Source organism: Geobacter sp. DSM 9736 (assembly GCF_900187405.1).
Lineage (GTDB): Bacteria > Desulfobacterota > Desulfuromonadia > Geobacterales > Geobacteraceae > DSM-9736.
On record NZ_LT896716.1, the window covers coordinates 1,684,711 to 1,710,968 of the forward strand.

The 26,258-nt window shown below is 55.3% G+C and carries 23 protein-coding genes; 1 reads left to right on the forward strand and 22 read right to left on the reverse strand.

What is annotated here, in order from left to right; genetic code table 11:
* Positions 1-68 precede the first annotated feature (68 nt).
* The gene (locus CFB04_RS07630; protein WP_088534718.1) at positions 69-1,676 is read left to right on the forward strand and encodes a right-handed parallel beta-helix repeat-containing protein; all 1,608 of its coding nucleotides are present in this window, start codon (positions 69-71) and stop codon (positions 1,674-1,676) included.
* A 65-nt stretch (positions 1,677-1,741) separates the two neighbouring features.
* Here CFB04_RS07630 and CFB04_RS07635 read toward each other — a convergent pair whose 3' ends face one another.
* From CFB04_RS07635 to nudC, 22 genes are all read right to left on the reverse strand, one after another.
* Complete coding sequence (locus tag CFB04_RS07635; RefSeq protein WP_088534719.1) at positions 1,742-2,539, reverse strand: glycosyltransferase family 2 protein; 798 nt, start codon at positions 2,537-2,539, stop codon at positions 1,742-1,744.
* Between the two features lie 19 nt (positions 2,540-2,558).
* Positions 2,559-3,548, reverse strand: coding sequence for a glycosyltransferase family 2 protein (locus tag CFB04_RS07640; protein ID WP_088534720.1), 990 nt, complete (start codon positions 3,546-3,548; stop codon positions 2,559-2,561).
* A complete protein-coding gene (locus CFB04_RS07645; RefSeq protein WP_172825459.1) occupies positions 3,545-4,840 on the reverse strand; it encodes a glycosyltransferase family 4 protein in 1,296 nt (431 codons plus the stop codon). Before CFB04_RS07645 ends, CFB04_RS07640 begins: the two co-directional genes overlap by 4 nt.
* Positions 4,841-4,889: 49 nt before the next feature.
* On the reverse strand, positions 4,890-6,092 hold the full coding sequence (locus tag CFB04_RS07650) for a glycosyltransferase (RefSeq protein WP_088534722.1): 1,203 nt from the start codon (positions 6,090-6,092) through the stop codon (positions 4,890-4,892).
* 31 nt (positions 6,093-6,123) lie between these two features.
* On the reverse strand, positions 6,124-7,578 hold the full coding sequence (locus tag CFB04_RS07655) for a flippase (protein WP_157698754.1): 1,455 nt from the start codon (positions 7,576-7,578) through the stop codon (positions 6,124-6,126).
* A 14-nt stretch (positions 7,579-7,592) separates the two neighbouring features.
* Positions 7,593-9,074: an O-antigen ligase gene (locus CFB04_RS07660; RefSeq protein WP_088534724.1), complete on the reverse strand. Its 1,482-nt coding sequence runs from the start codon at positions 9,072-9,074 to the stop codon at positions 7,593-7,595.
* 11 nt (positions 9,075-9,085) lie between these two features.
* The gene (locus CFB04_RS07665) at positions 9,086-9,883 is read right to left on the reverse strand and encodes a WecB/TagA/CpsF family glycosyltransferase (protein WP_088534725.1); all 798 of its coding nucleotides are present in this window, start codon (positions 9,881-9,883) and stop codon (positions 9,086-9,088) included.
* Between the two features lie 119 nt (positions 9,884-10,002).
* Positions 10,003-11,211, reverse strand: a complete 1,209-nt coding sequence (locus tag CFB04_RS07670) for a radical SAM protein (protein ID WP_157698755.1) — start codon at positions 11,209-11,211, stop codon at positions 10,003-10,005.
* A gap of 96 nt (positions 11,212-11,307) precedes the next feature.
* Positions 11,308-12,306 carry a hypothetical protein gene (locus tag CFB04_RS07675; protein WP_197692598.1) on the reverse strand — a complete coding sequence of 333 codons (999 nt, stop codon included), beginning with the start codon at positions 12,304-12,306 and terminating at the stop codon, positions 11,308-11,310.
* 6 nt (positions 12,307-12,312) lie between these two features.
* Positions 12,313-13,338 carry a lipid II:glycine glycyltransferase FemX gene (locus tag CFB04_RS07680; RefSeq protein WP_088534727.1) on the reverse strand — a complete coding sequence of 342 codons (1,026 nt, stop codon included), beginning with the start codon at positions 13,336-13,338 and terminating at the stop codon, positions 12,313-12,315.
* Between the two features lie 149 nt (positions 13,339-13,487).
* Positions 13,488-14,615 carry a DegT/DnrJ/EryC1/StrS aminotransferase family protein gene (locus CFB04_RS07685; RefSeq protein ID WP_088534728.1) on the reverse strand — a complete coding sequence of 376 codons (1,128 nt, stop codon included), beginning with the start codon at positions 14,613-14,615 and terminating at the stop codon, positions 13,488-13,490.
* Positions 14,596-15,114: an acyltransferase gene (locus CFB04_RS07690; RefSeq protein WP_088534729.1), complete on the reverse strand. Its 519-nt coding sequence runs from the start codon at positions 15,112-15,114 to the stop codon at positions 14,596-14,598. Before CFB04_RS07690 ends, CFB04_RS07685 begins: the two co-directional genes overlap by 20 nt.
* Positions 15,115-15,174: 60 nt before the next feature.
* Entirely contained in the window at positions 15,175-16,179 is a 1,005-nt protein-coding gene (locus CFB04_RS07695; protein WP_088534730.1) for a Gfo/Idh/MocA family protein, read from the reverse strand.
* 113 nt (positions 16,180-16,292) lie between these two features.
* A complete protein-coding gene (locus CFB04_RS18210) occupies positions 16,293-17,447 on the reverse strand; it encodes a sugar transferase (protein ID WP_197692599.1) in 1,155 nt (384 codons plus the stop codon).
* A 95-nt stretch (positions 17,448-17,542) separates the two neighbouring features.
* Positions 17,543-18,346, reverse strand: coding sequence for a CpsD/CapB family tyrosine-protein kinase (locus CFB04_RS07705; RefSeq protein ID WP_088534731.1), 804 nt, complete (start codon positions 18,344-18,346; stop codon positions 17,543-17,545).
* Between the two features lie 30 nt (positions 18,347-18,376).
* Positions 18,377-19,330, reverse strand: coding sequence for an ExeA family protein (locus CFB04_RS07710; protein ID WP_088534732.1), 954 nt, complete (start codon positions 19,328-19,330; stop codon positions 18,377-18,379).
* A gap of 26 nt (positions 19,331-19,356) precedes the next feature.
* Positions 19,357-20,829: a GumC family protein gene (locus CFB04_RS07715; RefSeq protein WP_231934434.1), complete on the reverse strand. Its 1,473-nt coding sequence runs from the start codon at positions 20,827-20,829 to the stop codon at positions 19,357-19,359.
* A gap of 136 nt (positions 20,830-20,965) precedes the next feature.
* Entirely contained in the window at positions 20,966-21,661 is a 696-nt protein-coding gene (locus CFB04_RS07720; protein WP_088534733.1) for a polysaccharide biosynthesis/export family protein, read from the reverse strand.
* Positions 21,662-21,921: 260 nt separating this feature from the next.
* The gene (locus tag CFB04_RS07725; protein WP_157698756.1) at positions 21,922-23,646 is read right to left on the reverse strand and encodes a hypothetical protein; all 1,725 of its coding nucleotides are present in this window, start codon (positions 23,644-23,646) and stop codon (positions 21,922-21,924) included.
* A 223-nt stretch (positions 23,647-23,869) separates the two neighbouring features.
* Complete coding sequence (locus tag CFB04_RS07730) at positions 23,870-24,310, reverse strand: DUF4149 domain-containing protein (protein ID WP_088534735.1); 441 nt, start codon at positions 24,308-24,310, stop codon at positions 23,870-23,872.
* A gap of 68 nt (positions 24,311-24,378) precedes the next feature.
* A complete protein-coding gene (locus CFB04_RS07735; RefSeq protein WP_157698757.1) occupies positions 24,379-25,209 on the reverse strand; it encodes an HDOD domain-containing protein in 831 nt (276 codons plus the stop codon).
* 169 nt (positions 25,210-25,378) lie between these two features.
* On the reverse strand, positions 25,379-26,254 hold the full coding sequence (gene nudC / locus CFB04_RS07740) for an NAD(+) diphosphatase (RefSeq protein ID WP_088534737.1): 876 nt from the start codon (positions 26,252-26,254) through the stop codon (positions 25,379-25,381).
* Between the last annotated feature and the right edge of the window lie 4 nt (positions 26,255-26,258).

Consider the following 26,258-nt stretch of genomic DNA (forward strand, 5'->3'; position numbering starts at 1 on the left):
GGATGGAAAAGGTAATGAATTTGTACTCGAAAACGACGGAAAAACCGATATACTCCGGGAGATCAATTATGAAAACTTCGATGCGTATATTCCCCCTGCTGATAGTTTCGCTCATGCTCAACGCCGTAATGGCTTCGGCAAGCTGGGGGGCCACCTTTTACCTCGCCCCCAACGGCAACGACACCACAGGTGACGGCAGCCAGAACAGACCGTGGCGCTCCCTCTCCTACGCCTGCTCACGGGTAACGACCCCCGGCGACACCATTTACATCGGCCCGGGTAACTATACCGACAACGGCCGCTGCAACCTTGCAGTTGGAGTAAGCATTGCCGGTGCAGGATCGGGAACCACAAAGATCACTTCCGCTTATAACGGCGGAATGGGTACGGGCTATATTTTCCGTGATACCCAACCGACGAATCCGCTCATGCTCGGCAACAACGAGATCAGCGGTTTCACCCTGGACGGCAGCAACAAAACCCTGATGACAGGTGTCTTTATCCGCGGATCGAGCAACCTCAGCATACACGACATGAAGTTCCAGAGCATCAAGGTGAGCGCCATCTGGATCGAAGGATATTACAACTGGTCCAACCACGAGACGACTCAGCCTCCTGCTTACGCGAAAAACGTAGCAATATACAACGTAGAAACCTATGACACGACCTCAGAGGCTAACTACGGCTGGGGAGACAGGCTCGGCGCATTCTTCTTCGGCGCACTGGAAAACGCCCAGATATACAACATCACCATCAACGAGGCCATGGCTTCCCGCGGCACCGGGATCAAGGCAGTATCGGGCTGGCTCAAGAACTTCAAAGGGTATAACTGGAATATCAAGACCAACGTTGAAAACGGCGATGCTTTCGTATTCGAGATGTATAACTTCCTCGGTGACTCCGAGATCTACAACTGCGTCTTCAACCACGCGCTCTCCCTGAACAGCGGTCCGCAGACGCCTGTACAGGGAAGCACCTGGAACCTGAAGATTCATGACACCAAAACCGACTTCTCCGGGTTCACCAGAGGGGCACTGGGTCACGAGCTGTCCCATAACCACCTTGACTTCTACAACAACTATATATACGGCAACAGGGGACGCGGCGCGGGCCTCTGGACCACCAACTACCTGACCGCCGGTTCCGTAACAGGATGGAGATTCCGCAACAACATCGTACAGAACTGCTCCGCAGGAGGCCTGACCATCGACCGCGGAAACCTCTACAACATTCAGGTGTACAACAACATCTTCGACACGATGTCCAGTTCGCCTTACGGCGGGTATGGCATCAGCACTGACGGGTTTAACGGTCAGCTGTCAGGAATGAAAATCCAGAACAACGTGTTCATGAACTGTGCTGCCGCACCGATCTATCTCACTGCAAGTGTGACTAACGCGCTGATCGACCATAACATTTTCTACAACAACGGCAACGGCAACAACGTAAACGCAGCAAGTGCAAGTACTATTCAGTCCAACAACATCAAGGGCACGGTCCCCGGCCTCGTCTACTCCGGCAACAGGCCGGACCCTTACTACCAGTTGAGCAAGAGTTCCAACCTTCTTGACGCAGGCGTCGACGTAGGTCTGCCCTACTCAGGAAAGGCACCGGACATCGGAGCAATCGAGTACCAGGCCTTTCCTCCCCCGAGGAACCTGCGCTTGACTCCGTAACAAGTTAAAACCGAAGAACCCCTCCATGGCACATGCCTGGAGGGGTTCTTTTTTTCCCGCAATCTTCAGGGAAGGCTCCCTATCTGTTTCCTGTGTATCTCCATCAACGTGCGCTGTATACCCGCATCCCGAACGTTAGCCAGAAACTTCCTGCAACCCAGAGAAAGCCGGCGCAGTCTCTGCGGTTTCCCGTCAACCCCTCCCCCTTTCAGGCTCGCCCGGGCCCGCATCACCTCCCGCTCGTAGAGATCGACCCTTCTGCTTTTCTGCGCTTCATGAAACCTGAAGCACGAGAAGACCTCATCCATCCTGACGGGGTTCCTGATTCTGGCCATCCGCAGCCACAGATCGTAATCCATGGCATAGTGGTACTCCGGATTTACACCTCCGCACTCTTCGTAAAGGCGCCTTGAAAAGAAGGTCGCCTCCTGGGGAAGGATGTAGATCCCGTAGTACAGGTCATTGAAGTCGACAGGTATAGTGACTCTTTTCCGAAGCACGTTATCCATCGCATCGATGATGTTCACATTGCCGTAGACAAACTCGTGCCCTGCTTCATAAGCCGCAACTACCTTGCTCAGCGCACCTGGAACATACATGTCATCGGAATTCAGCCATGCCAGAATATCGCCCGTTGCCAATGCGAACCCCTTGGCTATGGCGTCGGCCTGCCCCTTGTCTTTCTCGATGATCACGCGTGCTCTCGACCTGTACCGCTCCAGTATCTCGGCAGAGCCATCGGATGAACAGGCATCCATTATGATGTATTCCAGGTCCACAGGTTGACTGAGGACACTTCCGATGGTTCGTTCCAGGAACTGTGCCTGATTGTAAGATGGCGTTATCACACTGATCTTAGGCATTTTCTATTCCTTCCGGGGCTTATTCGGTGCTGTCTAGGCATGCATTACCCTGTACGACCGCCTTCTTCTCCGCAATCTTTTGCCGGAATGTCTTCAGCCCTTCCAGCCTGCCCCGCATGGCAGGCAGGAGATGATCTCTCAGGGTTAGCCCACGCCCCAAGCACATCCCGAGAATGTATGTCGCAACCCCGGGACATCCCCAGGTCCCGCCGAGGAAAAAATAGATGAAAAAGCCGATTTTACCGTACCAGCCGAGATGCTTCATGCAGATGTACGTAAGGTTGTGTGCATACATGTAGCATTCGTCGGCGTTCCACCCACGCCTGACGTCAATGTGGCGGGGTGCGGGGTAATGGTCGATAACCACACGCGGGTCGTAGTATGTTTTGTAGCCCTTCTTCTTTACGTTCAGGGCGATATCGGTCTCGTACGAAATGGCCGATCCCCCGTTGAGAACCATGTCTATTGCTTGCTGCACCGCTTGCGTTCTATAAGCCATGTTCCCGCCAAGAGGGCAATCCGCTTCAAGCAAATGGGGGGTTCCAGGAGAAGGTCCACCATAAGCCCCCGACCGGCCAAACCAGGAGAACCTTCCCGGTTCCATAACTACCGGGGGAGCATTCGGCTCCACATGATTCAACACCTTCCCCGCGATACCGCCTATTTCAGGGTCCCGGAAGTCGTCCCCCAGATGCTTCAGCCAGCCCGCGACCGGAATTGCGTCATCATCAATGATGCACACCACATCGCAGGTGCATGCTTCTGCTCCGGCTATCAGCGGAGGGAGATGCCCTTTTTCATAGACCGCGGCCCTCGTAAGCCGAGCCGCAAGTGGCGATAACGAAGCCCACAGATCAACAGCCCGTTTCGTAAGATCGTCGTCATGCCTCACGGCCACGATAACCTGATCCGGAAGCCGCTCCTGCCCCGATAACGCATGAAGAAGCTTGCTCACCTGTAAAGGGCGATTGTAGGTAGGTATAAGTACTGCAACCGTAGGTCTGTTCATGCTCCGTCCTCTCGTGTGTGGGCTACGGAAGATGCTGCCATACCGCGTGGCTTCCTCACCAGATGAATGCCGCGATGAACCTGAATCTGCTGATCAACCAGGCTCCGGTATATCTCGTTCAGACGATCCCCGATCCCCTGCCAGCTATATCTGTCTTCAACAAATCTGCGAGCGTTGGCAGCCAGTTTTCGACGCAACTTCTCATCCGTCAGGAGTTCGATCGTCCACTGCGCAAACTCTTCAGGTTCGTCTGCTATCAAGATGTTGCTGCCATGACGGACGTCGATTCCCTCGGCCCCTATGGAAGTAGATACGACCGGGCATCCGACCGCCATCGCCTCCAGTATCTTTAGCCTCGTCCCGCCCCCCGCACGCAGCGGCACGGCGGCGACCGAAGTGTCGTGATAGTATGGAATCACGTCCGGAACATTTCCCGTCACCTCAACCCCCGGATCCCGGGCAAGGTCCATGAGCTCCCTGCTCGGGTTCCGCCCTATGATGCGGAACCTGACACCCGGCTTACGTTCCCGTATCAGGGGGAATATCTCCCTGTAAAAATAGAGAGCAGCATCGTGATTCGGCATGTAATCCATTGTGCCGAAATAGGAAACGGTCTCCTGGGGTTTGTTTTTCTCCCTGAAGCTGATCAGTTCCGTGTCCACACCATTCGGCACCACCGCTATGTTGGTGCCGTTGGTTGCTTCGGTTAGAGTCAGACGGTCTACATCCGACATCACGATATTCAGGTCGCTTCTCGACACCAGGTACCGTTCCCATCGTCTCAGCATGAAGAGATCGAACAGAAGCATCGCCTTTTTGTAGGGATTTTTTTCGATCGCAAAAAATCTCTGGTACTTCCTGGAATCAACATCATGGAAAGTAACTGTAATCTTTGCGCCGGTACTCCGGCTGAAGTCATGATTGCTTACGATGTAAGGGTCGTCAAAATGAACAAGGTCGAACTCTTTGGCAGCTAAAGCGTTTTGCAGAGCCTGCTGCATCTGTTTCGATTTTACGTACTTGACGCACATCGGTGGCTGTCCGGCCAAGAGGTTTCCCAAAATGAAAGGAATCTGCTGAAGCTTCGGACGGGACTGAAAGGAGACGAGCTGAACCCTCTCCAGAAAGCTTTCCAGAACCGAACGCGCCTCCCTGCACTCGGTTTCCTGTCCGTAACATAGCAGGGAAACGGAATTGCTCCGCGCTAGCCGCTTCAGCAGGTTGAAGGTCCTTATCTTGTAACCGGCATTCAGTGGGTACGGTATCTCACGGCAGACCGCCAGTATCTTCATAAAAGGATTTACCTCCGTCGAAAAGTATCCCGACATATCTTGCAAGACGTCATTCCTTTACCGGCCGGAGCCCGGAAGCGGCATCGGCGCCCCTCGGCTCGGTAAGCCGTCTGTACAGGTTTTCTGTCTCCCGAAACATGGACTCCTGAGAGTATTGACGGACTACGAGTTCCCGAGCATTTCTGCCAATAGCTGCACGCCTTTCAGGAGCTTCCACCAGATTTCGCATCTCCTGCGCCAAATTGTCCGGATCTCGCGGCCGTACCAACACTCCCGTTTCCCCGTCCACGACTATCTCCCGGTTGCCGTCCACTCCGGTTGCGATTATCGGCAGACCAGCAGCCATTGCTTCCAGAATGCTGAAGGGCAAACCTTCGAACAGCGAGCTGTTGACGTAGATATCCGATGCCGAGAGCAGCTCAGGAATGTCGGATCGGGCCCCGGCAAATATCACCTGACCCTCTATGCCGAGCTGTAAAGCCAGGGTCTTCAGCTCCCGGAGAAGCGTTCCGTCGCCAATCAGCAGGAGTTTCACGTGCGGGTGCCTCGCGACCAGCTGCTGCATTGCCGAAAGCAGATATTCGTACCCCTTCTGTTGCTCCAAACGGCCTATACTGCAGAAAAGAACGGCATCATCCGCCACTCCGAAATCCGAACGCACTCTCCGTGCCTGCCCGGTATCTCCGAAATTGAAACGCGCTATGTCGACCCCGTTGTAGATGCAGCATATCTTGTCCTTCTCGGCCGGGTAGTTGGACTCAAGCGATCGGGCACTCGCCTTCGAAACCACAATGGAGGTATCTACGATACCGAAGACGATGCGCCACACAAACCAGTCCCACATGCTTTTACCGACGAGCTTGCCCCGCCATGAACGCGGATAGGTAAGGTTGGGAAGATGGTTCGTAACTGTCACTGCCGGAGTACCCGCGCAGAATGCTGCCGCCAAAGCCGTGCGGCAACTGGAAGGATCGGGAAGGTTGGCGTGGATCATATCCGGCCGCAGAGTGCGAAAGATCTTCAGATAATGCCGGAACAGCGCTGCCGGTCTTCGGTAGTGCTCCGGCCGGCAGGGTATGAATGCAGTCGGAAGCTCGGCGTAGAAACGGGAGTGTGCATCGTCATCCGGGTGAGACAGATAGGTGTCATGGAACCGGGAGAAGTACCCCAGAACCATCTTGAGATACTTTTCGGCCCCACCTACTGCGTTCGATTCATCTACATACAATATCCTCAGGCGTCTGCTCGTCATCACGTTCCCTTCCCGATCAGATGCCGCAACGTTACCGTACGTTGGCAGGCTGCGTGTTCATGCGGATGATTCTTTTGAGGTTGAGCAGGTCCTCTCCTCTGATGACCGTTGTGCCGGCACAAAGAACGAGATAGAGCGAGAGCGCGGCCAGCCCCGGAAGCAGGGAATTGCCCAGGACCGAAAGAAGGGCGCAGCAGATGCCGTAGGCTGCAATTGGTTTAATGTATTCCATCGCCTTGACGTCTATGCCCGCTCTCTTCAGAAACCAGAGGTTGACCGGATTCGAGACGGTCCGTGCGAGAACGGAGGCATACGCAGCCCCGATTATGCCGAAGCGCGGGATCATGATAAGGTTGGCCGTCAACGTTACCGCAGTATCAACGATATTGATGATTACCGGCAGCTTCGAATATCCCGCCGATACCAGGGAGGTCCCCAGCACATAGCCGATCAGCCCTATACTCATCGCAAGCATCAACACCGAGAGAACCGGCGCGCACTCGATGTACTTTGCCGAAAAAAGCAGGGTCACAATCTCCTTCTGGAAGACCGTCGCGCCCAACGTCACAAAAAGGGTCGCAAAGGAGATGAGCCGCAAGGAGTTGTTGAGAACGCTTTCCGCCTCCGACATCCGTTTCTGATCGAAAAGCTCCGCCATGTTCGGAAAGAACACGGACCGGAAGGATTCGAACATCTGCCTGAACGCATCGGGCAGTTTCATGGCGGTACCATAAAGGGCGACACTGACCGGAGCGAGGAGTGCTCCTATGATGAGGGTATCGAAGCGCATGAAAATAAATGACAGAACGTTATTCAGCCCCAGCGGCAATCCGAAGCCGAACAGCCCCTTAAGTAGTTTCCTGTCCCCCCTGAAGCTCAGCCCCATGCCGATTCCCCTGATCTGGTAAACAATGGAGAACACCAGTGCGACTGCACGGGCACAGACCAGACCAAGTATCCCGTTCCCGAGAAACACGATCAGAACAATAATCAGAATAACGTTGGTGACACTGGCAAGCATCTGTGCATAGGCCATCTTCCTGTAGTGATGGAAGCCCTGCAGCATGGAACTGAACAGCAGGTTGTAACTCTCCAGAAGAAACAGCAGGGGGATGTAAACATAGAACTCTTCCAGTATCTCCGACTTGAAGAGGAAGGTTATCTGGTTCCTGCACAGGAGGATCAGCGCTACGGCTGCAATTGCGATAGCAGTCCTCATAACCATTATTGTATTTATTACTGTTTGCCGCTCCCCTTCCCGGCTCACTGCCAGAAATTTTGTAGCCGACAGATTAAGCCCCAGGTCCCCTACCATGATGAGGCTGTAGACAATCGTCTGCATGAGAAGGAATACGCCGAACTGCTCTTTGGGTATGTATCTGGCGGCAATCCCTATATTCATGAAACCCAGAATCAGTGTAACAAGGGTTCCGAAGCCGGTCGTCAGTATTCCTTTTATGAATCGTGACAGATAGCCTTCTTCCATCTGGTCTCCCGGCATTACTTAAAAGTTGATTGTGCCGCTGCCCGCATCGGTCCCGCTTCATCGTCAGCGACAATCACTTCAGTAAGCCCCGCCGTTATCGCTATAGTTATTATTGAAAACCACTGCATCAGGACCGGGTTAAAGAAAGTCATCGGGATCATGCCTATACCACCCAGAATGAATCCGGTAGCGGCACTTTTAAAAAACGGGTCCTGAATCCGCCTGACGTTCCGAAGCCCCCTGATGAGGAAGCCGAAAAAGAACCAGAGAAAGAAGGACAACCCTATGACCCCCATATCCTTCATGAACCAGAGATATCCGTTATGAACATAATGTGTAATCAGATCTTCGTCGCCATAGATCTGAGGACGGTAGCTGTTTCCGAGACCGATCCCAAGGAGCGGGTGTTGAGCGATGGCTTTGAGCGCATACTCGTTTTCAAGTCGCCGGTCCTCTATGGGTCCGCTCTGCGTCAGTTCGGACCCGGCAAAAAGAGAGGTGAATCGCTCGCTTATCGAGGCGGCAGTCTGGCCGTATCTCCCCCCCAGGCTGACAAAGAGAACTGAAGTGCCGACTAGAAAGACCACTGCCCCCACCAGAAGGGGAATCAGCCTTTTTCGCTCTTGCCTCGTAACCAGCTTCATCAGGATCAGCGCCGAAAGGATTATCGCTACCCAGTAGACACGGTTGTACGTCAGAAGCACGCCGGCTCCCAGCAACAGCGCCGCGTAGAAGTGCCGGTTACTGAGCAGCGGCTTCTGCCGTGCCATGACCAGCAGACAGCCGGTGACGATGAAAAATGAGTAAATCATTGTCTGGCCCGGAGGGAGGATACGAAGCGCTTCGTACTGGGAATCGAATGTTCCTGCCTGTTCGACACGTCCCGGCATCAACTGCACTGCATCGCCGACGACAGCCTGGACAACCATCGCGATAGCGACGAAGACCGCTATGGAAAGCAGTCCCTTGATCAGGAAGAGGGCCTGCTTTTTGGAGCGTATGTGGTTGGTGATCACGAAAAAGGCAAGATAGTAGGTAACACTGCGCAAATTGCGAGTAACCGTGGCGAAATCGACGCCGAAACGTGTGAGGGCAAGTACGGCAGATACCAGTGCTGTGCCGAAAAATAGCAGAAGGGGAACATCCAGAGGAGTCCTGATGATTCTGAAAGTCCTGCCCGTGAGGCTCTGATAGGGGATCTTGCACAGTAGCGCAATGAGCAGCAGATCGGAAATGTGGAGGCTGCCGACCCCGATCGGTATGAGGGGCAGACTCTCTTCGAACAGGATGCTGGCAATAAGAACTACGATTGTAAGGATGCCTATTTCCGGCTTGGCCACCGAGTAATACACCAGGGCAAGCCCGGCTATCGCCAGGATGGAAGCAGGAAAAGGCAGCATCACGGCGTAAAGCCCTGCCAGAATACCGGCGAGCGCATACCCCACTACCGACAGATCCCACCAGGATCTATTTCGAGCACCGACAGTATTGTCCATGATCTTACCTACTACCCGTTGGGGTTGGATTGCTGGATTCTCCGTCTCTCCAGGAAGAGCTGAAAGGGGAAATGAGCGATGAACACCGGGAAGCGCCGCAGCGGCCTCTGACAGATCCGGACGATGGCGCGTGCCGGATCGTTCCTTATCTCCGAACCCATCCGGTAGAGCCACTGCAGCCCCACCTTCTGAACGATGCGCGGCGGGACCTTGATGTCTCCGATAAACCACCTGAACCCTGCTCCGATTCCGACCATGATTCCTTTCCTTATCTTCGTGTGGTGCTCCATCATCCACTGCTCCTGTCTGCCGCCTCCGAAGCTGACCCAGATGATGTCCGCCCTCGAAGCGTTGATCCGGTCGATGATGTCCCGGTTGTCCTCCTGAGTGAACTCGCGGAACGGTGGGCTGTATCCGGTTATCTGGAGAGCGGGATTGAGCTGAAGGGCCTTTTCTATGACTCTGGAGATGGTCTGTTCAGTGTCCCCAAGCAGAAAGTGCCGGAAAGGCTGTTTCTCCCGGAACAGCCCAACCATCAGGTCCATACCCGACACCCGTTCGATGTTTCTGCATCCTACGAGACGCGCAAACCAGGCAAGGGGGGTGCCGTCGGCGATGGAGAGAAGCGAGCCGTTTATCGCCTCCTTCAAGCTCCTGTCCTTGGTGGCAGCAATGACGTTACCCACATCCGTAACGCATACGTACCCTTTCCGCCCCTTGCGCAACGACCGGCTGATGGTCTGAAGAGCCGAACCGTAATTTACGCTGCTTATCTTTACGTTCTTGAACTCGACGTATTCAATACTCATTCTGTAGCCGCTCCTGTCGTGTTGGATGTACGAGAACGCTTAACGCGCTGCAGCAGTTTCGCTGCCGGCACCGGTAAAGCCGTTCCCGTAGCCGTTTGCAGATCGTGTGCAGCCGCTGCTTACTGGGTGCAGCTTACCGCGCTCCTGATGCAGTGCTGCCGGAGGAACTTTCCGGCTTTCTTCACCCGCTCCGTTATTACCGCCTCCGGAACCTTCGGCTCGATTTGCCGCGCCGGCGTGCCTTCCCTTTCCCGATAGCGGGAAATTGTGACGGCGTGAAGAGGTAGCCCCGCCATCTGCTCCAGAGTCTGTTCGAATTCACGCTCCGTCTCCGAAGGGAAACCGACCATGATCTGAGTGTCGATCTTCAGCCGCGGGTTGCCTGCCTTGAGCGCAGTGAGGGCGTTGCCGATGGTCGCGCTGTCATTGCCCCGGTTCATCAGGGAAAGTATCCGGTCACTCCCCGACTGGAGGGGGCAGAGAATAGTGGAAAAGTTGCGGTGCCGCAGCACTTGCTCCAGCTCCTTCCTGTACCGGATGACCCATGAAGGCTTTATCTCCCTGACATGTAGACGCAAGGTATTGCGAGCATTGTCCGCAGTCCCGCTACGCTTCTTCTGCGCCTCCGCGAGAAGAGCAGCGAAAAGGTCCGGCAGCCCGGTTCCTCTGTCCTGGCCGTATGCTCCGACATCATCCCCCAGTATCGAGAAATCACGGTATCCTGCCTCTATTCCGCGGGCGAAATCCTCCACGATCGCGCCGACCGGCTTGCTCTGCACAGGTCCGATGGCGAAGCGCAGCGCACAGTAGCTGCAACTGCCGAGGCACCCCCTGCTAGTTATGAGGTGATAGCGGGGGGGAGAGCCCAGGTACTTGTTCCGTACATATCGTGCCGACCCCTGCAGAAGCGCCGCGGCCCCACCCTTGCCCGCAGTCTCACTTGCGTAGATTTGCCTCTGATGCCGCAATAGATTGGGGTCGGCCACCTCTGCAAAGGGGTGAGCTATCTTCGGAAAATGGCTGTCCACCTTCTCGAAATCCGCAGGCGCGATGAAGTCGTAGTCGAACTTTCTCATATACCTGCTGGGAGCTACCACCGGCAGACAACCGTACACGACCACCTTGCCCCGGCAGCTCCGGTAAGAGTCGAGCAGCTTCAGCGACGCTTCCTCCTCCTCCTTGCGAAACGCGCAGGTGGTGACCAGGATGTAGTCGGCCTGGTCGGGACCGGGAGCAAAGCCGTAACCGTTCTTCTCGAAGTACGATCTGAACTTGAGGGCATCGAGCTTCCTGCGGGTACAGCCTCCGCTTTCGATATAGACGTTCATGGTCTCGTCCCCGCTCCCCGCCACCGCCCGGCAACCGGCGGCAATTTCGCTCCTCCGGGAGGTTTGCCGAAGAACCCCCTCGATTCCTGCGGCCAGCTATGCACAGGCACCGGCTATCCCGTGGTCCCCGCTCATCCCGATCATCTCCCGGTCCGCACTTCCATCCTCCCGATGCAGACGCTCCCTGTACCATGCCGCGACCTCGCGCGGGAGCGGGTTCCAGAAACTGTCCCCGTACGAGCTTTTGACATGCTCGAGCAGGTCCCGGTACAGACGCGCCGGGTATTCCTCATAGGTATGCCTCTCGTCCCTGAAGTTCATGTAGTCGGGATGGGTATTGAGCAGCACCATCCCGCCTTTTTTCACGACCCAGTCGAGCTTGCGCTTCCATGTGTCGATATTCTTCTCCCGGAAAAGAACGAAGAGGGTGAAATCCTGTGGGAGCGTGTAGGGCAGCTCCACGTAGCCCCGCCCCTCTTCTTCCCCCTCGACGATGAAGGGAAAGATAGTCCCCATCCCGTCCGGCTGCGGTTCGAAGGGATCGGTATCGAAGGTGGAAGCGTCGTAACTGATGTCGAGTCCGCGGAGCCATTCCAGGTTGTGGTACATGCATGGGGAACGGAAACCTACCGACTCCCATTCGCGAAGGTACCTGTTGATACGGACCGCCTGCCGGTTGAACTTGACCCTGGACTCGTACATCTCGGCGTTGTGGTAAAGCCCGTGCACCCCCACCTCGAACCCGTTGTCCCTCAGACACCTCCGCAACTCGGGCAGGACGACATACTCCCCCGCGACCAGGTTAAAGGATGAAACGAAACCGGACGCCTGTTCGAGTTTCATCAGATCGAGGCACCTGTCGTGCCCCCGCTGCGTATCCACATCATGGGTCAGGACGAAAGCGAACCGCTTTCCTCCCGGCCATCCGTTCCACTGCTCCGGAGGTGTAGCCGAATCAGGGTCGATGGGCCACACATGCCTGTTGAGCCGCCGCTTCGCGGTAGCGAATACCCTGCGGACCATCAGCTGCACTCGGCGCGGCATGTACCGCTTGATCGGGTAGTAGGCGTTTATGAACAATCTGTTTCCCGTCATCCGATATCACCCCACATGCCGGTACAGATACTTCCCGATGGTTTCGAGAACGGGAATGGGAAGGCGCGCCATGATCCTGGTGCAACCTGCCCCTGCGCTGCCGCTGTCCGTTTCGAAAACCTCCCGCTGAAGATTGAACCGGTAGTAATTGACCGTCTCCTCCCTGCTCCCCCACCCGTTCTTGAACTGACGCAACCCCTCGTTGCCGGGCTCTGTCCTGCCGAAGGAGAATGAGGAAAAGCCCTCCTCGCTGTAGGAGCGCATGGCTTCCCACATGACGAGGTTGTTCCCCCGCAGGTGCTGGTAGCTCGGATCGGACGCACCGTACTTGTAAAGAGCGCGGTCTCCGAAGTGGACGAACACCGCACCCGCGATGCAGGTGCCGCCATGGTACGCCAGATACACCCTTCCCATCCCCTGGGCGATCACGTTCTCGTGCAGTCTTTCGAAGAAAGCCTGGGGCTGCGGCGGAATCCCGTGCTGCCTTCTGGTGATGCTGTTGAGCCGGCAGAATTCCGAGAGAGCCAGTGGCGAAGTGCCCCGTGTGACGGTGACTCCCTCCTTAACCGCCTTCTTTATGTTGCGTTTGGTGCTGTCGCGAAGCGCCGCATATGTCTTCTCAGGTCCCTCGGATATGTCGGTCGTGTGCAGGTAATGGAAGCAGAAGCAGGGATTCCCGGCGAACATGGAACTGTCGCCCCGGAGTTCCACATATTTCCAACCGGCACTTTTCCCGTAGCCTATCGCCTCCTGCACCACCCCCCTTAGCGGCTCCCCGCGACCTATGAGCTCGCAGTAATCGGAGAAGGGAAGGGACACGCCCCGGTTGCCGCTCAGGAAACTGCGTATCTCCATCACGGGCAGGAGCGCTGTAACCCGCTGCTTCTCCTGCGCCATGAAGTAGACCGGATTGAAGCCGTATGACTCATGCAGTGTCCTGGCCCAGTTCGCCGAATGAAAGAAGGAGTAGCACCCCGTCTCCAGGACCATGTCGTTCCAGTTTTTCGTTTCCAGCGGATTGATTGTTTTCATTGGATACCCGGCTTAAAAGCTGCGAGCAGGCAAGATGCGGCCCTGCCTAACGGATGCAGAGGAACGGAGGAAACGGAGAGTGAATCAGGTCGGCAGCAGTCGGTTTACCCTCTCCGTACCTCCGGGGTTTGAGTGTCACGCGTACTTGATCAGGCTATCTTGCGGCAGTCGCGAGCGGCGAAGTAATCCTTGATAGTCTCAGCGACATATTCCACCTGGCTTGCCTCCATCTCCGGGAAGAGCGGAAGGGATACGAACTCCTCACCATGCCGCTCGGCGACGGGAAAGGAGCCTTTCCCGAGTTGCAGCGAGCTGTATGCCTCCTGCAGATGGACCGGAACCGGATAGTGGATGCCGCAGCCGATCCCCTTGGCGGTGAGTGCCTGCATGAAGCTCTCGCGATCCTTCACCCGCACTGCGAAGATGTGGAATACATGGCGGACGTACTCCATCTCCCGTGGCAGGACAACCTCCTCGACCCCCTGGAGAAGAGCGCAATATCGCTTGGCGTGGGCACGACGCTTCTCGTTCCAGGCATCCAGATACTTCAGCTTCACGCTCAGCACCGCCCCCTGAATGCCGTCCATCCTGCTGTTGACGCCCACCACATTGTGGTAGTACTTCTGGGACTGGCCATGATCGCGCAGCATCTTTATCCTGTCGGCCAGCTGCGGGTCGCCGGTCACCACACCGCCGGCTTCTCCGTAGGCACCCAGGTTCTTTCCGGGATAGAAACTGAAGCATCCGGCGTCACCGATGGTACCGGCAACTTTACCTTTGTACGCCGCGCCATGAGCCTGGCAGGCATCCTCTATGACATAAAGGCCGTGTTTGCGGGCGATGGCCATGATCGGGTCCATATCGGCCGGCTGGCCGAAGAGGTGCACCGGGATGACCGCCTTGGTTCGGGGAGTTATGGCCGCTTCGATAAGCTGCGGGTTCATCGTGTAACTCTGCTCGTCCACGTCGACGAACACCGGATCGGCGCCGCAGAGGCTGATAGCCTCCACCGTTGCGATAAAGGTGTTCGGCACGGTTATCACCTCGTCTCCCGGCCCTATCCCGAGACCCAGAAGCGCCAGCCAGAGTGCCTCGGTGCCGCTGCCGACACCGATGGAAGCACCGCAACCGCAGAAGGAAGCAAACTCGTCCTCGAACTGGGATACGTATTTGCCGCCGGAGAAAGCGCATGCCGTAATCACCTGCTGCATCGCATCGTTGATCTCACGCGAGATCGTCTGGTATTGAGCCTTGAGATCAAGGAATGGAATATTCATACGCTCTCTCCTTCTCGATGTTTTTTTCCTGCCTGTTGAGTATACGTGCCGGGTTTCCCGCTACCACGGCCCCCGCAGGCACATCCTTGGTTACTACGCTCCCCGCCCCGACAATGGCATTCTCACCGATGGTTATGCCGCACAGGAGAGTGGCGCTGGAACCCACGGAAGCCCCCTTCCTGATGTAGGTCATGCCGCATTGCCAGTCCGCCTCCGTCTGAAGACTTCCGTCGGTGTTGGTTGCACGGGGATAGAGGTCATTGATGAAGGTGACGTTGTGTCCGATGAAGACGTTGTCCTCGATGATCACCCCTTCGCAGATGAACGTGTGGCTTGAGATCTTGCAGTTGTTGCCGATCCTCGCGTTCTTCTGGATTTCGACGAAAGCCCCTATCTTGGTGTTGTCGCCGACCTCACAGCCGTACATGTTGATGAACTTCGTCAATTTGACGTTTTCGCCGAGTTTTACGTCATCGGCAATGCACAGGAATTCGCCCATCTGCTGCTCCTTTTCATTTCATGGATTTAACGGGTGCCTGGACAGCCTCTCCACGGACGCTTACAGGTAAACCACCTCGCCACCCCTCTTGAGGGATTTAATCGTAGATTGAAGCATGCGCACGATCCGCAGCCCCGCTTGGCCGTCGTTGATCGGCGTCTTTCCGTTGATGATGCAGTCGATGAAGTAATCGACCTCGACCTTCAGCGCTTCGTTCTGCTCCACCTTGGGAGCCCACATGTCGCCGGAACGGTAGCTGACGCGCATGTCGTAGGAAGCTTCCTGGCCGAATGTTTCCACTCCACGGTCATAGATCCTGATCTTCTCGTCCGGAGCCAGGTCGTTCCAGACAAGCATCTTCTTGTCCCCACCTATGAGAGTGGTTCTTATTTTCACCGGGGAGAGCCAGTTCACATTGATGTGGGCGATCAGGTTATCCGAGAAGTAGAGGGTGATGTATGCCACATCCTCCAGCTTGCTGTGAAAATGGGCGGTGCCGCTGGCCATGATCGCCACGGGCTTCTTGTTGATGAGATGGTCCATGATTGAGAGGTCGTGGGGCGCCAGATCCCAGACCACATTGACATCTTTCTGGAATAGTCCGAGGTTTATGCGGATCGAGTCGAAGTAATAGAGGTCTCCCAGCACATTCTCTTCGATCAGCTGCTTGATCTTTCGCACCGATCCCGTGAAGAGAAAGGTGTGGTCGACCATGATCCTGAGGTTCTTTTTGTCCGCCAGTTCGATGAGTTCCTCGGCCTGGTTTATCGAAGCGGTGAAGGGCTTCTCTATGAAGATGTGCTTCCCGTTCTCCAGAGCGACCTTCGCCAACTCGTAGTGGGTCGAGACGGGAGTCACGATCACTACCGCATCGATGTCCGGCGACCTGAGAATCTCGTTGCAGTCGGAAGTGGTATGAATCCCAGGATGTGCTCTTCTCGCCCTCTGCAGGGCGTTGTGCTCCAAATCGCATATGGCTGCTACCTGGGTTTCGCCGTGGCCGATGAAATTCCGAACCACATTGGGACCCCAGTAGCCGTAACCTATGATTCCCACGCGTATCATACACACCCCCTTTTTTATCGAAGAATTCAGGAGACGGAAGTCAGGAGTCAGGAGCCGGTCGTCGCTCCCGAACCTAAAGGGGTCATTCTGAATTCCGGTAGTTGTATTGGATGTCAGTAAGCTCCCCGGCATTTAAGTACTGCCAGCGGCGTTTCGAGAAGTATCCGTATGTCGAGCCACAGCGACCATTCACGGATGTATTTCAGATCCATCCGCACCATCCCGTCGAAGGTGGTAAGGCTTCGCCCCTTCACCTGCCAGAGCCCTGTGATCCCGGGCTTTCGTTTCATGAGCCGGTTGCGGTGCCACACATCGTAATCCTTGAACTCGTAGAGGATCGGCGGACGCGGCCCCACCAGCGACATCTGGCCTGCCAGCACGTTGAAGAACTGGGGGAGTTCATCGAGGCTCGTCTTGCGAAGGAACCTTCCGAGAGGTGTTATGCGGGGGTCGTTGGTTATCTTGAAGACCTTACCCTCCCCCTCCTTGCCGTAGCTCTTACCGGCCATGAGCTGGCTGATGTACTCACGGTGAATGCGATCGTCGCTGTTGACGTACATCGAACGGAACTTGAGGAAGGTGAATTTCCTGCCGAACTGGCCGATGCGCTCCTGCCTGAACAGGACCGGTCCGCGGGAGGTCAGTTTTATGAGAAGGGGAATGCCGAGGAAAAAGGGGAGAAACAGGATAATGCCGACAATGCTTCCGGTAATGTCCATCAGCCGCTTCACCACATCGGAAAGGTCGACGGTTTCCTCTTTACCGGTTTCGGGATAGAAACGGGAGTTGATGAAATCTTCCGGCTTTTTCACATCTAGTTCTTCCGGGAAGATGTGACAGGTGATCCTGATGGTCGCCATCATCTCGGGCGTGAGGGCCTGCAGGAGATTCTCGCGTATCTTCTTGTGGATCGAATCTAGAGAGGATTGCAGTCCTCCTTCGTCAAGGGCGGTGAAAACGACGCCGATCTGACGTTCGTACCGGTACCACCCGCAGATGTCGATATCACGAATTGAAGACGCCAGCGCCGGAATGATCCCGTACGGGCTCCTCTCCCCCCCGCTGCGGAATAGCTTCTCCACGTCGAACAGCATCAGACAGATCGGCCTTCCCGTCCGTTCGGTCCGCCTGCGCTCCAGAGAGAGCATTTCGTGGAAGCAGCACTCTGAGTAAAAGTTGCTGGCATGGCCAACAACCGGCACGTCCCTATGACCGGCTTCGTATCCTTCGGGCACATCTCTTCCTGTCCGGAATTTCAGCAGTTTCATGGTTGTCACCCTGTGGAATCGGCTATTTGACACCCTGTAAAGCTTATTCAGCGGAAAAGAGACTTCAGGCTACGGTTGTGCCGCAACCGGCTATGCTACAGGTGCCGGTAGAACGACTTAGGAATGTAGTAGCGCCGCTTGTTGAGCACCATTCCTATGATGTTTCCTCCATTCTTTTCAATTTTGGCCTTCACGCTCTCCACGACCTGCCAGCGTGTTTTTTCAGCTGCGACCACAAGCACTACACCATCGGCGCTCCGGGTAATGGCAAGGCAGTCGGGGGAACTGGTAGCGGCAGAAGAATCTATGAGAACGAAATCGAACTTCTGCTTCAGTTCAAGGAGAAACCGGTTCGCCACCGGAAGGTTGTAGATGTGTGACGGCAGGGTTGCATCCTGCGCTATAGGGGAGAGGAAGAGGTTGGGTACGCCGGCATAGCATATCCCCTTGTCCACCGGCTGGCTCCCCTCGACCACATCCTTCCAGCCGTGCTCATGGGCGATCTCGCAGAACAGATGCTGGGTCGGACGACGGTGCGCCGCATCCAGAATGAGAACCGTCTTGCCGAGCTTGGTGGCCAGCAGCTTTGCAAACTCCCGAACGATGGTCGAGACCCCCTCCCCATCCACCGACCCGATGAACTGGATGATCTTGCGCGGGTAATCGGCAAGGGAGTGAACAATACTCTGATAGAGGCTTACCATCTCCTTTTCGGCATCCAGCTCCACCGAATCGGCCAGGTAATCCTCCGGCATGGGGATCTCGGGAATCCTCCGTTTCTGCAACGTCACCGGTTTCTGCTCTTCTACCCTTCCCTGCTCCTCACGGACCGGCTGGGTAGGCAGTGGCCTCTTCTTCTCCCGCTGTGCCTGCTGCAACGCTTCGTATATATTGCTCATTGTCGTGTACCTGATGCCTTTCTCATGGTGTCAGGGAAGAAGCCCCTCTACTGCGGCTTTCCAGATTCCCAGCGCTCCAACCGCAACAACAGATGAAACTATGAGAATTGTCATCCAGCGGGGGAAACCCGCTTCCTCCTTCTGCTCCAGGTCCGCCACGATCTCTTTTACCGTCTTCGCCTCGATCCGCTTCTGCTGATATCCGAACCCCGAGATCATGCAGTTGTCGCACAGGACGTTGATGAGACGCGGAATCCCCTCGGCGTGCCTGACGATCAGCTTGAGAGCGCCCCGGGTGAATACCTCCACCTCGCCCCCCGCGGCTTTGGTCAGCCTGTGGTTGATGTAGTCCATGCTCTCGTTCTCGTTGAAGGGCTTGATGACAGCCTTGATCGCAATTCTTTGCTTCAGCTGGCGAAGCTCGTACGACTTGAGCTTCTGCTCGAACTCAGGCTGCCCGCTGAACACGATCTGGATCAGCTTGTCTGTGGAGGTCTCAAGGTTCGACAGCATCCGCAGGTTTTCCAGTGTCCGCAAGGGCATGTTCTGAGCCTCGTCGATGACGAGCACCACGTTCCGGCCACTCTTGTAGTAATCTATCAGTATCTGGTGAAGCCGGTTGACCATCTCCACCACATCGTCCGATTCGGGTGGGTGCCCCAGATTCTGGTAGATGGTCTGCAGAAGCCCCTTGAATGATATGTTCGAGTTGAAGAGATAGATAATCTTCGTCTGATCGTTATCCACCTGATCCAGAAACGAACGGAGTATCGTCGTCTTTCCCAGCCCGACCTCGCCGATTACCGCTACGAATCCCTTCCGCTGCTCCACTCCGTATATGATCGAAGCCAGCGCTTCCTTGTGAGCGTTGCTCAGGAAGAGGAACTCAGGATCGGGAGTGATGTGAAACGGTTCCTTCACAAGGTTGTAAAAGTTCGTGTACATGTCTTCCTTTTCGAGAGTCTGGAGACCGGTTCCAACCATCGGAAATCCTGGCTCCCGCTCCTTTCCTATTCCTTGTACGGAATAACCGCCAGCACGGGAAGCTCCAGGCGCTTCTCCGCACTTCCCGGAGTCGAGATGGTCTGCGAGACGTTCTCGGTGAGCAGCGCCAAGGCGAGTGCCGCTATCAATCCTATGACCATTCCTATCATCAGGTTCATCATCTTCTTGGGCGAAACGGGCTGCAGAGGCGGAACGGCGGCTTGTATCACGCTTATGTTGGCGAGCTTCCGCTTGTTCATGTCGTCGGAAATCCGCGCTTCCTCAGCCTTGTCCCTGTAGGTCAGGTAGTTCTTCTCGTTGCTCGCCACTTCCCGCTGAAGGGTCTGCAATTCCTTCTCTCTCAGGTCGAGTCTTTTTATCTCTCCGTCCACCTGTGCAAATTGCGACCGGATGGTCGACATTTTCGCCCGTTCGGCACTAAGATCCGCCTCGGTCCTCAGGAGCTCAGTCTCGACCCCCTGGTAAATCGGGCTGTTGGATCGGGATTTCACCCTGTTGTCCTGTTCCTGCTCCTGAAGAAATCTCTCTACCGTCCGTATCTCTTCTCTATTGTTCTGGACCAGGGGGCTTTCATCCCGGTACCTGAGCATCAGTTGCTTTTCGTTGAGCTGCAACGCCAGAAGCCGCGCCTTTGCCTCAGTGATGACCCTGTCTCTTTCAGTCGTTGTAAAATGCTCATTGCTCTGAGCAACCGTCTTGAACTGGGTTCTCACCGTGGCAAGCTTCTTCTGAAGCTCGTCTGTACGGTGCCTGCTCGCCTTGTAAGCCATGTCCAGGTCGGTTCTTTGCCGAAGCAGCAGCGTTCGCTGCTCCTCTAGGGAGTACACGCCATTTTGCTGCTTGTAGGCCTGCAGCTTGTCTGCGGAGGTCCTTAGCCTCTGCTCGACCTCTGCAAGCTGCCCTTCGAAGAAGGAGGACCTGGGATCACTGAAGACCTGCAGATGCTTCTCCTTGAAGAGCTCCACGAGCAGGTTGACCGCTACCGCTGCGACTTTGGGATCTTTATGCCGGAACTTTACCTCCACCACATTTGACTTCCTGACCGGCTCAGCCTTCAGGCTCTCCTTGAAACGGGCCACAGCAGCGTCTATCGGTTTCATCTCCGCTGGAAGCTTCTTTTTCGCCAGGTCCGGATATATCTTCTCGACCGTAAGCGTGTTGATCACTTTCGCCAGCAGATCCGGATTAGTGAGAATGGCGATTTCGGAGTTGATGATCTCCTCCTGACGGAGGTTGAAGTTCACGGGATTGTTGTCACCGAGGTCCGCCCTGTTAAGATGCTCGCGTCCGATCTTCATCATGACGCTGGTTTTGGCTTCGTACACCGGCGTTGCCAACATCGTCGCAACCAGCACCGTCAGGACTACCGCCAGGAAAACCACTACGATCTTGACCTTGTGCTTGAACAGGATCGCAAAGAAGTCCCGTGCGCTGTTATTAGGCCGAATTTCAGGTTCCATCACTGGATAGTTGACCATAGATGCTCCTGTCACTGTTCTTTGGGCAATAGTTCACTGCTGCACCCGCTACATGCGACTACCGCATGCGGCGGGGGCTTTTCAGCCATGGTGTCAGGTCGCTGCTCCTTCCACCATGGCTGCGCCTATGGAGCTCCTAGTTGATGCCCCAGCCGACACCGATGGGGATCGGAATGTTCCTGCGAAGGTATTGGTCCACCCAAACGTTCACGTTGGCAATTTTCGAGCGGGGAACGACGACGATATCATGAGGCAGAAGAGTGATATCCTGGCCATGATCGGTACCTTCTATGGCATCTTCCAGGTTCACTATGATAGTCACAGGTTTCGACTGGCCGTTCTTCCTGATTACCAGCACTTCGTCAAGCCTCGCGGTTTCCTTCATGCCGCCCGCCTGGGAGATGGACTGGAGTACCGTCATAGGCCCCGGAAGCGGTACTACGCCGGGGCGGAAGACCTCTCCGTCCACATACACTCTCTGATCGTTGAAGGTGCGGACTATGACTGCTACTTCCGGTTGTTTCAGCTGCCCTGAGTAGGAAGTACGCAGCTTCTCCGTCAACTGGCCCGGCGTCATCCCTGCAGCCATCAGCTCATTCACAAGCTGGAGGGAAATCCTTCCGTCCGGGCGAACGACAAGCTGCTCGTTCAGCTCAGGGTTATAAAAGAATTTGATGTCCAGTTGGTCTCCCGGTTGAATCCGGTACTCCTCAGCAGGAGCGGCCGACCTGACCTTGGCTGCTCCTTCCGTCGAATAACGCATGACGGAGGGTGAAGCACACGAAGTGACAAAAAACACGAGAAACAGCCAGATGAACCGTAGCCCTCTCATAAGCTCCCCTCTGCACCTGTTTTTAATAAATGAAGCCAAAATGTCTCAAATAACATTCTAATTTGTTATTTTTTATTAAAATATTTTATTCTTGAAAATTATAGCAATGGTCAATGGGCTGTCAAGGAAGCTGGTTTTTTTTCAGGTGAATCCCCGGGGTCTATATATTTCAGGGGGGGCACAAGGTGGGATAAGAATGGTGGATTCAACAAAAATGCCCCTTTGCGGGGCATTTTTGTTGCTGTTGCGAAATCTGCCAATTAGCGCTTTGTCAGCCGTTTTGGAGCCTGAGTCAGGTTCCCCGGAACAAAGTTCTGCAAAATAGTGTCCATGGCCGTCTTGCTAAAATTATATCCACGTTCCGTGCGAGGCATGTTGGCGTATCTTACCTCCCCCTGTTTCAGCTGGCCATTGATAACGCCGAAAATCATGTCCTCGCCCGGCTCGAGCCAATCCAATCCATATGCTTCAAGGCGCATTGACACGGGAATGCTCAGGATGAGGACGTTTTCGCTCCCTATCGTTTTCTTTGTCCACGAGCCGCTCTGCTGGAGCTTGGTCGGTCCTTGGTAGAAATCGAGAACTCCAGTCGTCCCTGTTCCAGCCAGAGCTGCACGCAGGTACCTGCCTACATATATACCCCGTTCCTGAGACGAAGCAATACCTATCAACTCATCGATGGATGCAGCAGCCCAGGGAGAAGAGTAGGTACTGCCAGACCATATCGAATACTCGTCCTGATTAGCCGTGAAGGTCATCTTGTAGACAGCAGCACCGGGGCCGAACGTAGTGCCGGGGGTCACGGAAATCCCTTCGGGTTCGACAAATGGAGCTACCAGTTTCCCTGCGACATCTATTTTAGCAACCCGAATGATCTCTGACCGTCCGCTCTTGGTAAGGGTCCACGTTGCGGTGCCGTCAGTATTGAACTTGAGGGTCCCGGCTGCTGCGCTGTCGTCTTCGAGAACCCAGCCGGCAGAAGTCAATGTATAGTCATCGCTTTCTTCAGTGCTCTCAACCCAGCTTCCTCCGGTGTACGTAAAAAACGATTCCGTAAGGGCGTAGCTGCCGTTTTGCTGAGCTCCTAGCTTGACAACGCCGTATTCATAGAAGGAGTTATCGTACTCTTTAAAGATCTCCATCCAGTAAAACCCTTCACCAGCAAGAGCGTCCTGGAAAGAACTGACCGTAGCTGTTGTGCTGGCCTGTGCAATCTGCTGCTGGAGTTGTGTGGCATCAGAGGTCAGCCGGGTCGTCGGAACCGCAGCAGCAGCAATGGTTGTTGCATTGAAGGTGCTATTTGTTTCTACTTCTTTGGTGATGGTCGGCAGTTGGGCCACCACTTCCTGGACAATCACTTTTATTATTGCATTCAGATCGGCTGATGGTGCCGCCACTCTTATCGCTTCTATATTGTTACCGACGGCAGTGGCCACAACTTCGGCTACCTTCTGGATCCTCGCGTACTCCTCGCTTGCGCCCTTTTTCTGCACGAAGTTATCGAACAGGCTGACGCTCGTCGAGGTTATGCCAAGGTTGGTTTTTACCACGTTCTCCGCCTGTTCAGCTGTCATCGTGGGATTCGTCTCGATCTGGCTTTGAACGAGCGTAGTGATCGGGCTGACAAATTCAGGTTTCCCCGCCGGAGCAGAGAGCACATACGGCTTTTCAACCGCCCCCCGCTCCTCGTCTACAGCCCCGACCGGCACCTCGACCACTATCGGATAACTGGCAACATCGGCGCTGCTCACGGCAGTCAGAGTGTAAACCCCGCCGTCCCCCGTGGTCGCCTTAGGTTCCCCCTCGTCCCACGTCTTGTTGCCGTTCTTGTCGAGGAACACTACGGCACCTTTCAGGTAACCGTCAGCAACGACGCCGCTTACTGTCGAAGGGGAACCGGTCCCTCCCCCACATCCGGATAGCCCAAGTGCGCTAACAGCCGCTACACCCCACAACCATCTCCTCAATGCAATTCGGTGGATCATCTATTCTCCCCCTTCGAGTTTTGTGACCGATATCCATCAGCATAGATAACGCGCCGAATAGGAATACAATCTTCGGTTATACGCTGGAGTATCGGCTTTATTTCTGCATGCCTTAAGCGTTTTCATGGAACCGGAGAGGATATCCGATGGGGTCAATGCTGAAGTTTCGTGGGGGAAGAGGCACGTAACAGAAAGCAGTTGAAGGGATTAAAAAGTAAATGCTTTAGAACCGCGCGATCAGCGCAACCCCTCCCGCGAGCACAGCAAGGTTGCATGCTGCCGAGATGCCGTGCAGCTTAGCAAACTCGCGGCGCAGCGGATGATCTTTCGATGTGGTTTCGAAGGAGGGAATGTCCTTTTTCAGCGCGGCAGCCCGGGGTTCGATGTAGAAGGCCTGGAACGCAGTGAGCGAAAGCATTACAAGGAGTAATGCCGCAGTGACGGTTAACATCCTGCCTCGTGCAATAATGGCACAGGCCAGAGCTACGACGCCGCATGCCAGACCCCAACGGAAATAGGTGGGAAACACCGCTCCGACGATCTGCCCGGCATGGTCTCGCCCGAAGGTCTTGAACAGCATTGGAGTTACCGCAAGCGTGAAGAGCGCGACACCCCCGGTCCAGAGGGCGACGGCAAGCCGGTAGATTGTGGCAGCGACGGGCATATTCGCTCCTTCCAGTAACTTGATCACTCATATTGTTGCAGCAATGTGAGGATACGCAACTCAAGTCCTCAATAAACGAGTGCGCCTGCCTCTTCAAGGGCGGTTTCCAGTCCTGCCAGCTTGCCTGCATCGAAGTTGAGGTAACTCATCTCCTTGAGCCGTGCTGTTTCAAGGCGTGGATTGGGATGAAGGCTGAGGCCGATCCTGCTGGACACGGAATTGACGAGCCTTGCGATGATCAGGATGAGGTCATCCACCTCGCACTCGGCGTCATGGTGACGCCCGACCACCTTGCAGAGGAGTGGGGGCATGCGCCAGTGCTCCATTAACTTTTCCCCTTCCTCCACATGCATCTCCTTGAAAACGTCGAGAAGAGTTTCTTCCTCCAACGCAGAACGGGCAACACCCGACCTGCTCAACTTTTCCAGAACTTTGAGCAGATAAAGCTTTCCGATATCGTGCAAAAGCCCGGCCATATAGGCCTGGTCGGCCATCCGGCTTAATCCCGCCGAGACAGCTGCCCAGCGGCAACCGACAGCACAGGCATGGCTGTGTTGCCACAGTTTGCGCATGTATCGATTGATTGTTTCATTGTCGGAGACGTGGACGCTGGCCTGGGACGCGGTCATGGCTATGTTGGCCACCTGCTGCGCACCGAGCCGAACCACGGCTTCGTGCATGGTTGACACCGGCTCATTTCCTCGGAATGCAGGCGAATTGGCCATACGGAGCACCTTGACGGCGATGGACTGGTCCTGATTGGCCAGATCTATAACCTCGTCAATGGTAAATTCGGTGCCGCTAAGCATGTACACGAGCTTAAGGGCGATAGGATGAAAGACCGGCAGATCTATCGGGTAGATCGACAGAATTCTGCGGATGGCAAGTGAAACCGGCATATCTCCCCCTGGGGACAACATTACATATATTCATGTGCACCGGACCTACAGGTCGGAGCATATCCATATTTTCATGAATCATGCCACATAATAATAAAATAAAAGGTAGTAATAACAGTGGCTTGTATAGAACCAACCGGCGCCGGAGCCAAAATTTCGACTATTCATGTCAACTCTGCGTAACCGGAGCGAATGTATCTATAATCCAGCGGGCAATACTACGCCTCGCAGGAAGGGACTCGGGCATGTCCTCTGTACAGAACCACCGCGCCTCTTCAAGCTCCCCCGGATCGGCACGCAGATCCCCTCCGGCGTAATCGGCTACGAACCCCGCCATCAATTGGCTCGGAAAAGGCCAGCACTGGCTTCCGACATACCTGATGTTTTCCACCTCTATCCCCGCTTCTTCCCGGACCTCGCGGCGGACACACTCCTCCAGTGATTCTCCGAAATCGACGAAGCCCGCGATGAGGCCGAACCTGCCCCTGCTCCACTCCGGCTTCCTGACGAGGAGGAACCGGCTACCGCGCCTGACGAGGACTATCACGCATGGATGAATATGCGGAAAATGCTCATGACCGCAATTTCCGCACTTGTTGCCCCAGCTTGCGCTGATTGCCTTCATGTCCGGCGAGCCGCAGCGGGAGCAATGCGCGCTGTGCCGTTGCCAGAATAGGATCTGATGAGCAAGTCCGCCTAAAGTGAGGAGCCGGTCGTCAAGCCGGTCGGCAACCGCATTGAAGGGCTCTGCAAGGTAAGGCGCAGGCACCTTGACCCGGCTCGGAAGCCTCATCACACGAACAGGTTTGCCTTCCCACTTTCCTATATAGATAGATTTCTTCTCCCCTGCGAACTCGGGAGGCAGATCGTTTTCCGGAAGCCGTAACTCCTTTCCTTCGGCCTCTACAATCAGCGCCCCACCCTGTATTACGACCCACACCCCGGGAGAGCCGGGATCAGCACTGCCGGGCAGCGCAGGAGAAAAACAATCAGTGATGACGGTGCTGTTGAAGGGCAGGTTGACTGCCGTCGGGTAGGTATTCATTTAT

Coding starts and splice junctions, on each gene's coding strand:
- CFB04_RS07630 (WP_088534718.1), top strand. CDS start 69: ATGAAAACTTCGATGCGTATATTCCCCCTGCTGATAGTTTCGCTCATG.
- CFB04_RS07635 (WP_088534719.1), bottom strand. CDS start 2,539: ATGCCTAAGATCAGTGTGATAACGCCATCTTACAATCAGGCACAGTTC.
- CFB04_RS07640 (WP_088534720.1), bottom strand. CDS start 3,548: ATGAACAGACCTACGGTTGCAGTACTTATACCTACCTACAATCGCCCT.
- CFB04_RS07645 (WP_172825459.1), bottom strand. CDS start 4,840: ATGAAGATACTGGCGGTCTGCCGTGAGATACCGTACCCACTGAATGCC.
- CFB04_RS07650 (WP_088534722.1), bottom strand. CDS start 6,092: ATGACGAGCAGACGCCTGAGGATATTGTATGTAGATGAATCGAACGCA.
- CFB04_RS07655 (WP_157698754.1), bottom strand. CDS start 7,578: ATGGAAGAAGGCTATCTGTCACGATTCATAAAAGGAATACTGACGACC.
- CFB04_RS07660 (WP_088534724.1), bottom strand. CDS start 9,074: ATGGACAATACTGTCGGTGCTCGAAATAGATCCTGGTGGGATCTGTCG.
- CFB04_RS07665 (WP_088534725.1), bottom strand. CDS start 9,883: ATGAGTATTGAATACGTCGAGTTCAAGAACGTAAAGATAAGCAGCGTA.
- CFB04_RS07670 (WP_157698755.1), bottom strand. CDS start 11,211: ATGAACGTCTATATCGAAAGCGGAGGCTGTACCCGCAGGAAGCTCGAT.
- CFB04_RS07675 (WP_197692598.1), bottom strand. CDS start 12,306: ATGACGGGAAACAGATTGTTCATAAACGCCTACTACCCGATCAAGCGG.
- CFB04_RS07680 (WP_088534727.1), bottom strand. CDS start 13,338: ATGAAAACAATCAATCCGCTGGAAACGAAAAACTGGAACGACATGGTC.
- CFB04_RS07685 (WP_088534728.1), bottom strand. CDS start 14,615: ATGAATATTCCATTCCTTGATCTCAAGGCTCAATACCAGACGATCTCG.
- CFB04_RS07690 (WP_088534729.1), bottom strand. CDS start 15,114: ATGGGCGAATTCCTGTGCATTGCCGATGACGTAAAACTCGGCGAAAAC.
- CFB04_RS07695 (WP_088534730.1), bottom strand. CDS start 16,179: ATGATACGCGTGGGAATCATAGGTTACGGCTACTGGGGTCCCAATGTG.
- CFB04_RS18210 (WP_197692599.1), bottom strand. CDS start 17,447: ATGAAACTGCTGAAATTCCGGACAGGAAGAGATGTGCCCGAAGGATAC.
- CFB04_RS07705 (WP_088534731.1), bottom strand. CDS start 18,346: ATGAGCAATATATACGAAGCGTTGCAGCAGGCACAGCGGGAGAAGAAG.
- CFB04_RS07710 (WP_088534732.1), bottom strand. CDS start 19,330: ATGGTTGGAACCGGTCTCCAGACTCTCGAAAAGGAAGACATGTACACG.
- CFB04_RS07715 (WP_231934434.1), bottom strand. CDS start 20,829: ATGGTCAACTATCCAGTGATGGAACCTGAAATTCGGCCTAATAACAGC.
- CFB04_RS07720 (WP_088534733.1), bottom strand. CDS start 21,661: ATGAGAGGGCTACGGTTCATCTGGCTGTTTCTCGTGTTTTTTGTCACT.
- CFB04_RS07725 (WP_157698756.1), bottom strand. CDS start 23,646: ATGATCCACCGAATTGCATTGAGGAGATGGTTGTGGGGTGTAGCGGCT.
- CFB04_RS07730 (WP_088534735.1), bottom strand. CDS start 24,310: ATGCCCGTCGCTGCCACAATCTACCGGCTTGCCGTCGCCCTCTGGACC.
- CFB04_RS07735 (WP_157698757.1), bottom strand. CDS start 25,209: ATGCCGGTTTCACTTGCCATCCGCAGAATTCTGTCGATCTACCCGATA.
- nudC (WP_088534737.1), bottom strand. CDS start 26,254: ATGAATACCTACCCGACGGCAGTCAACCTGCCCTTCAACAGCACCGTC.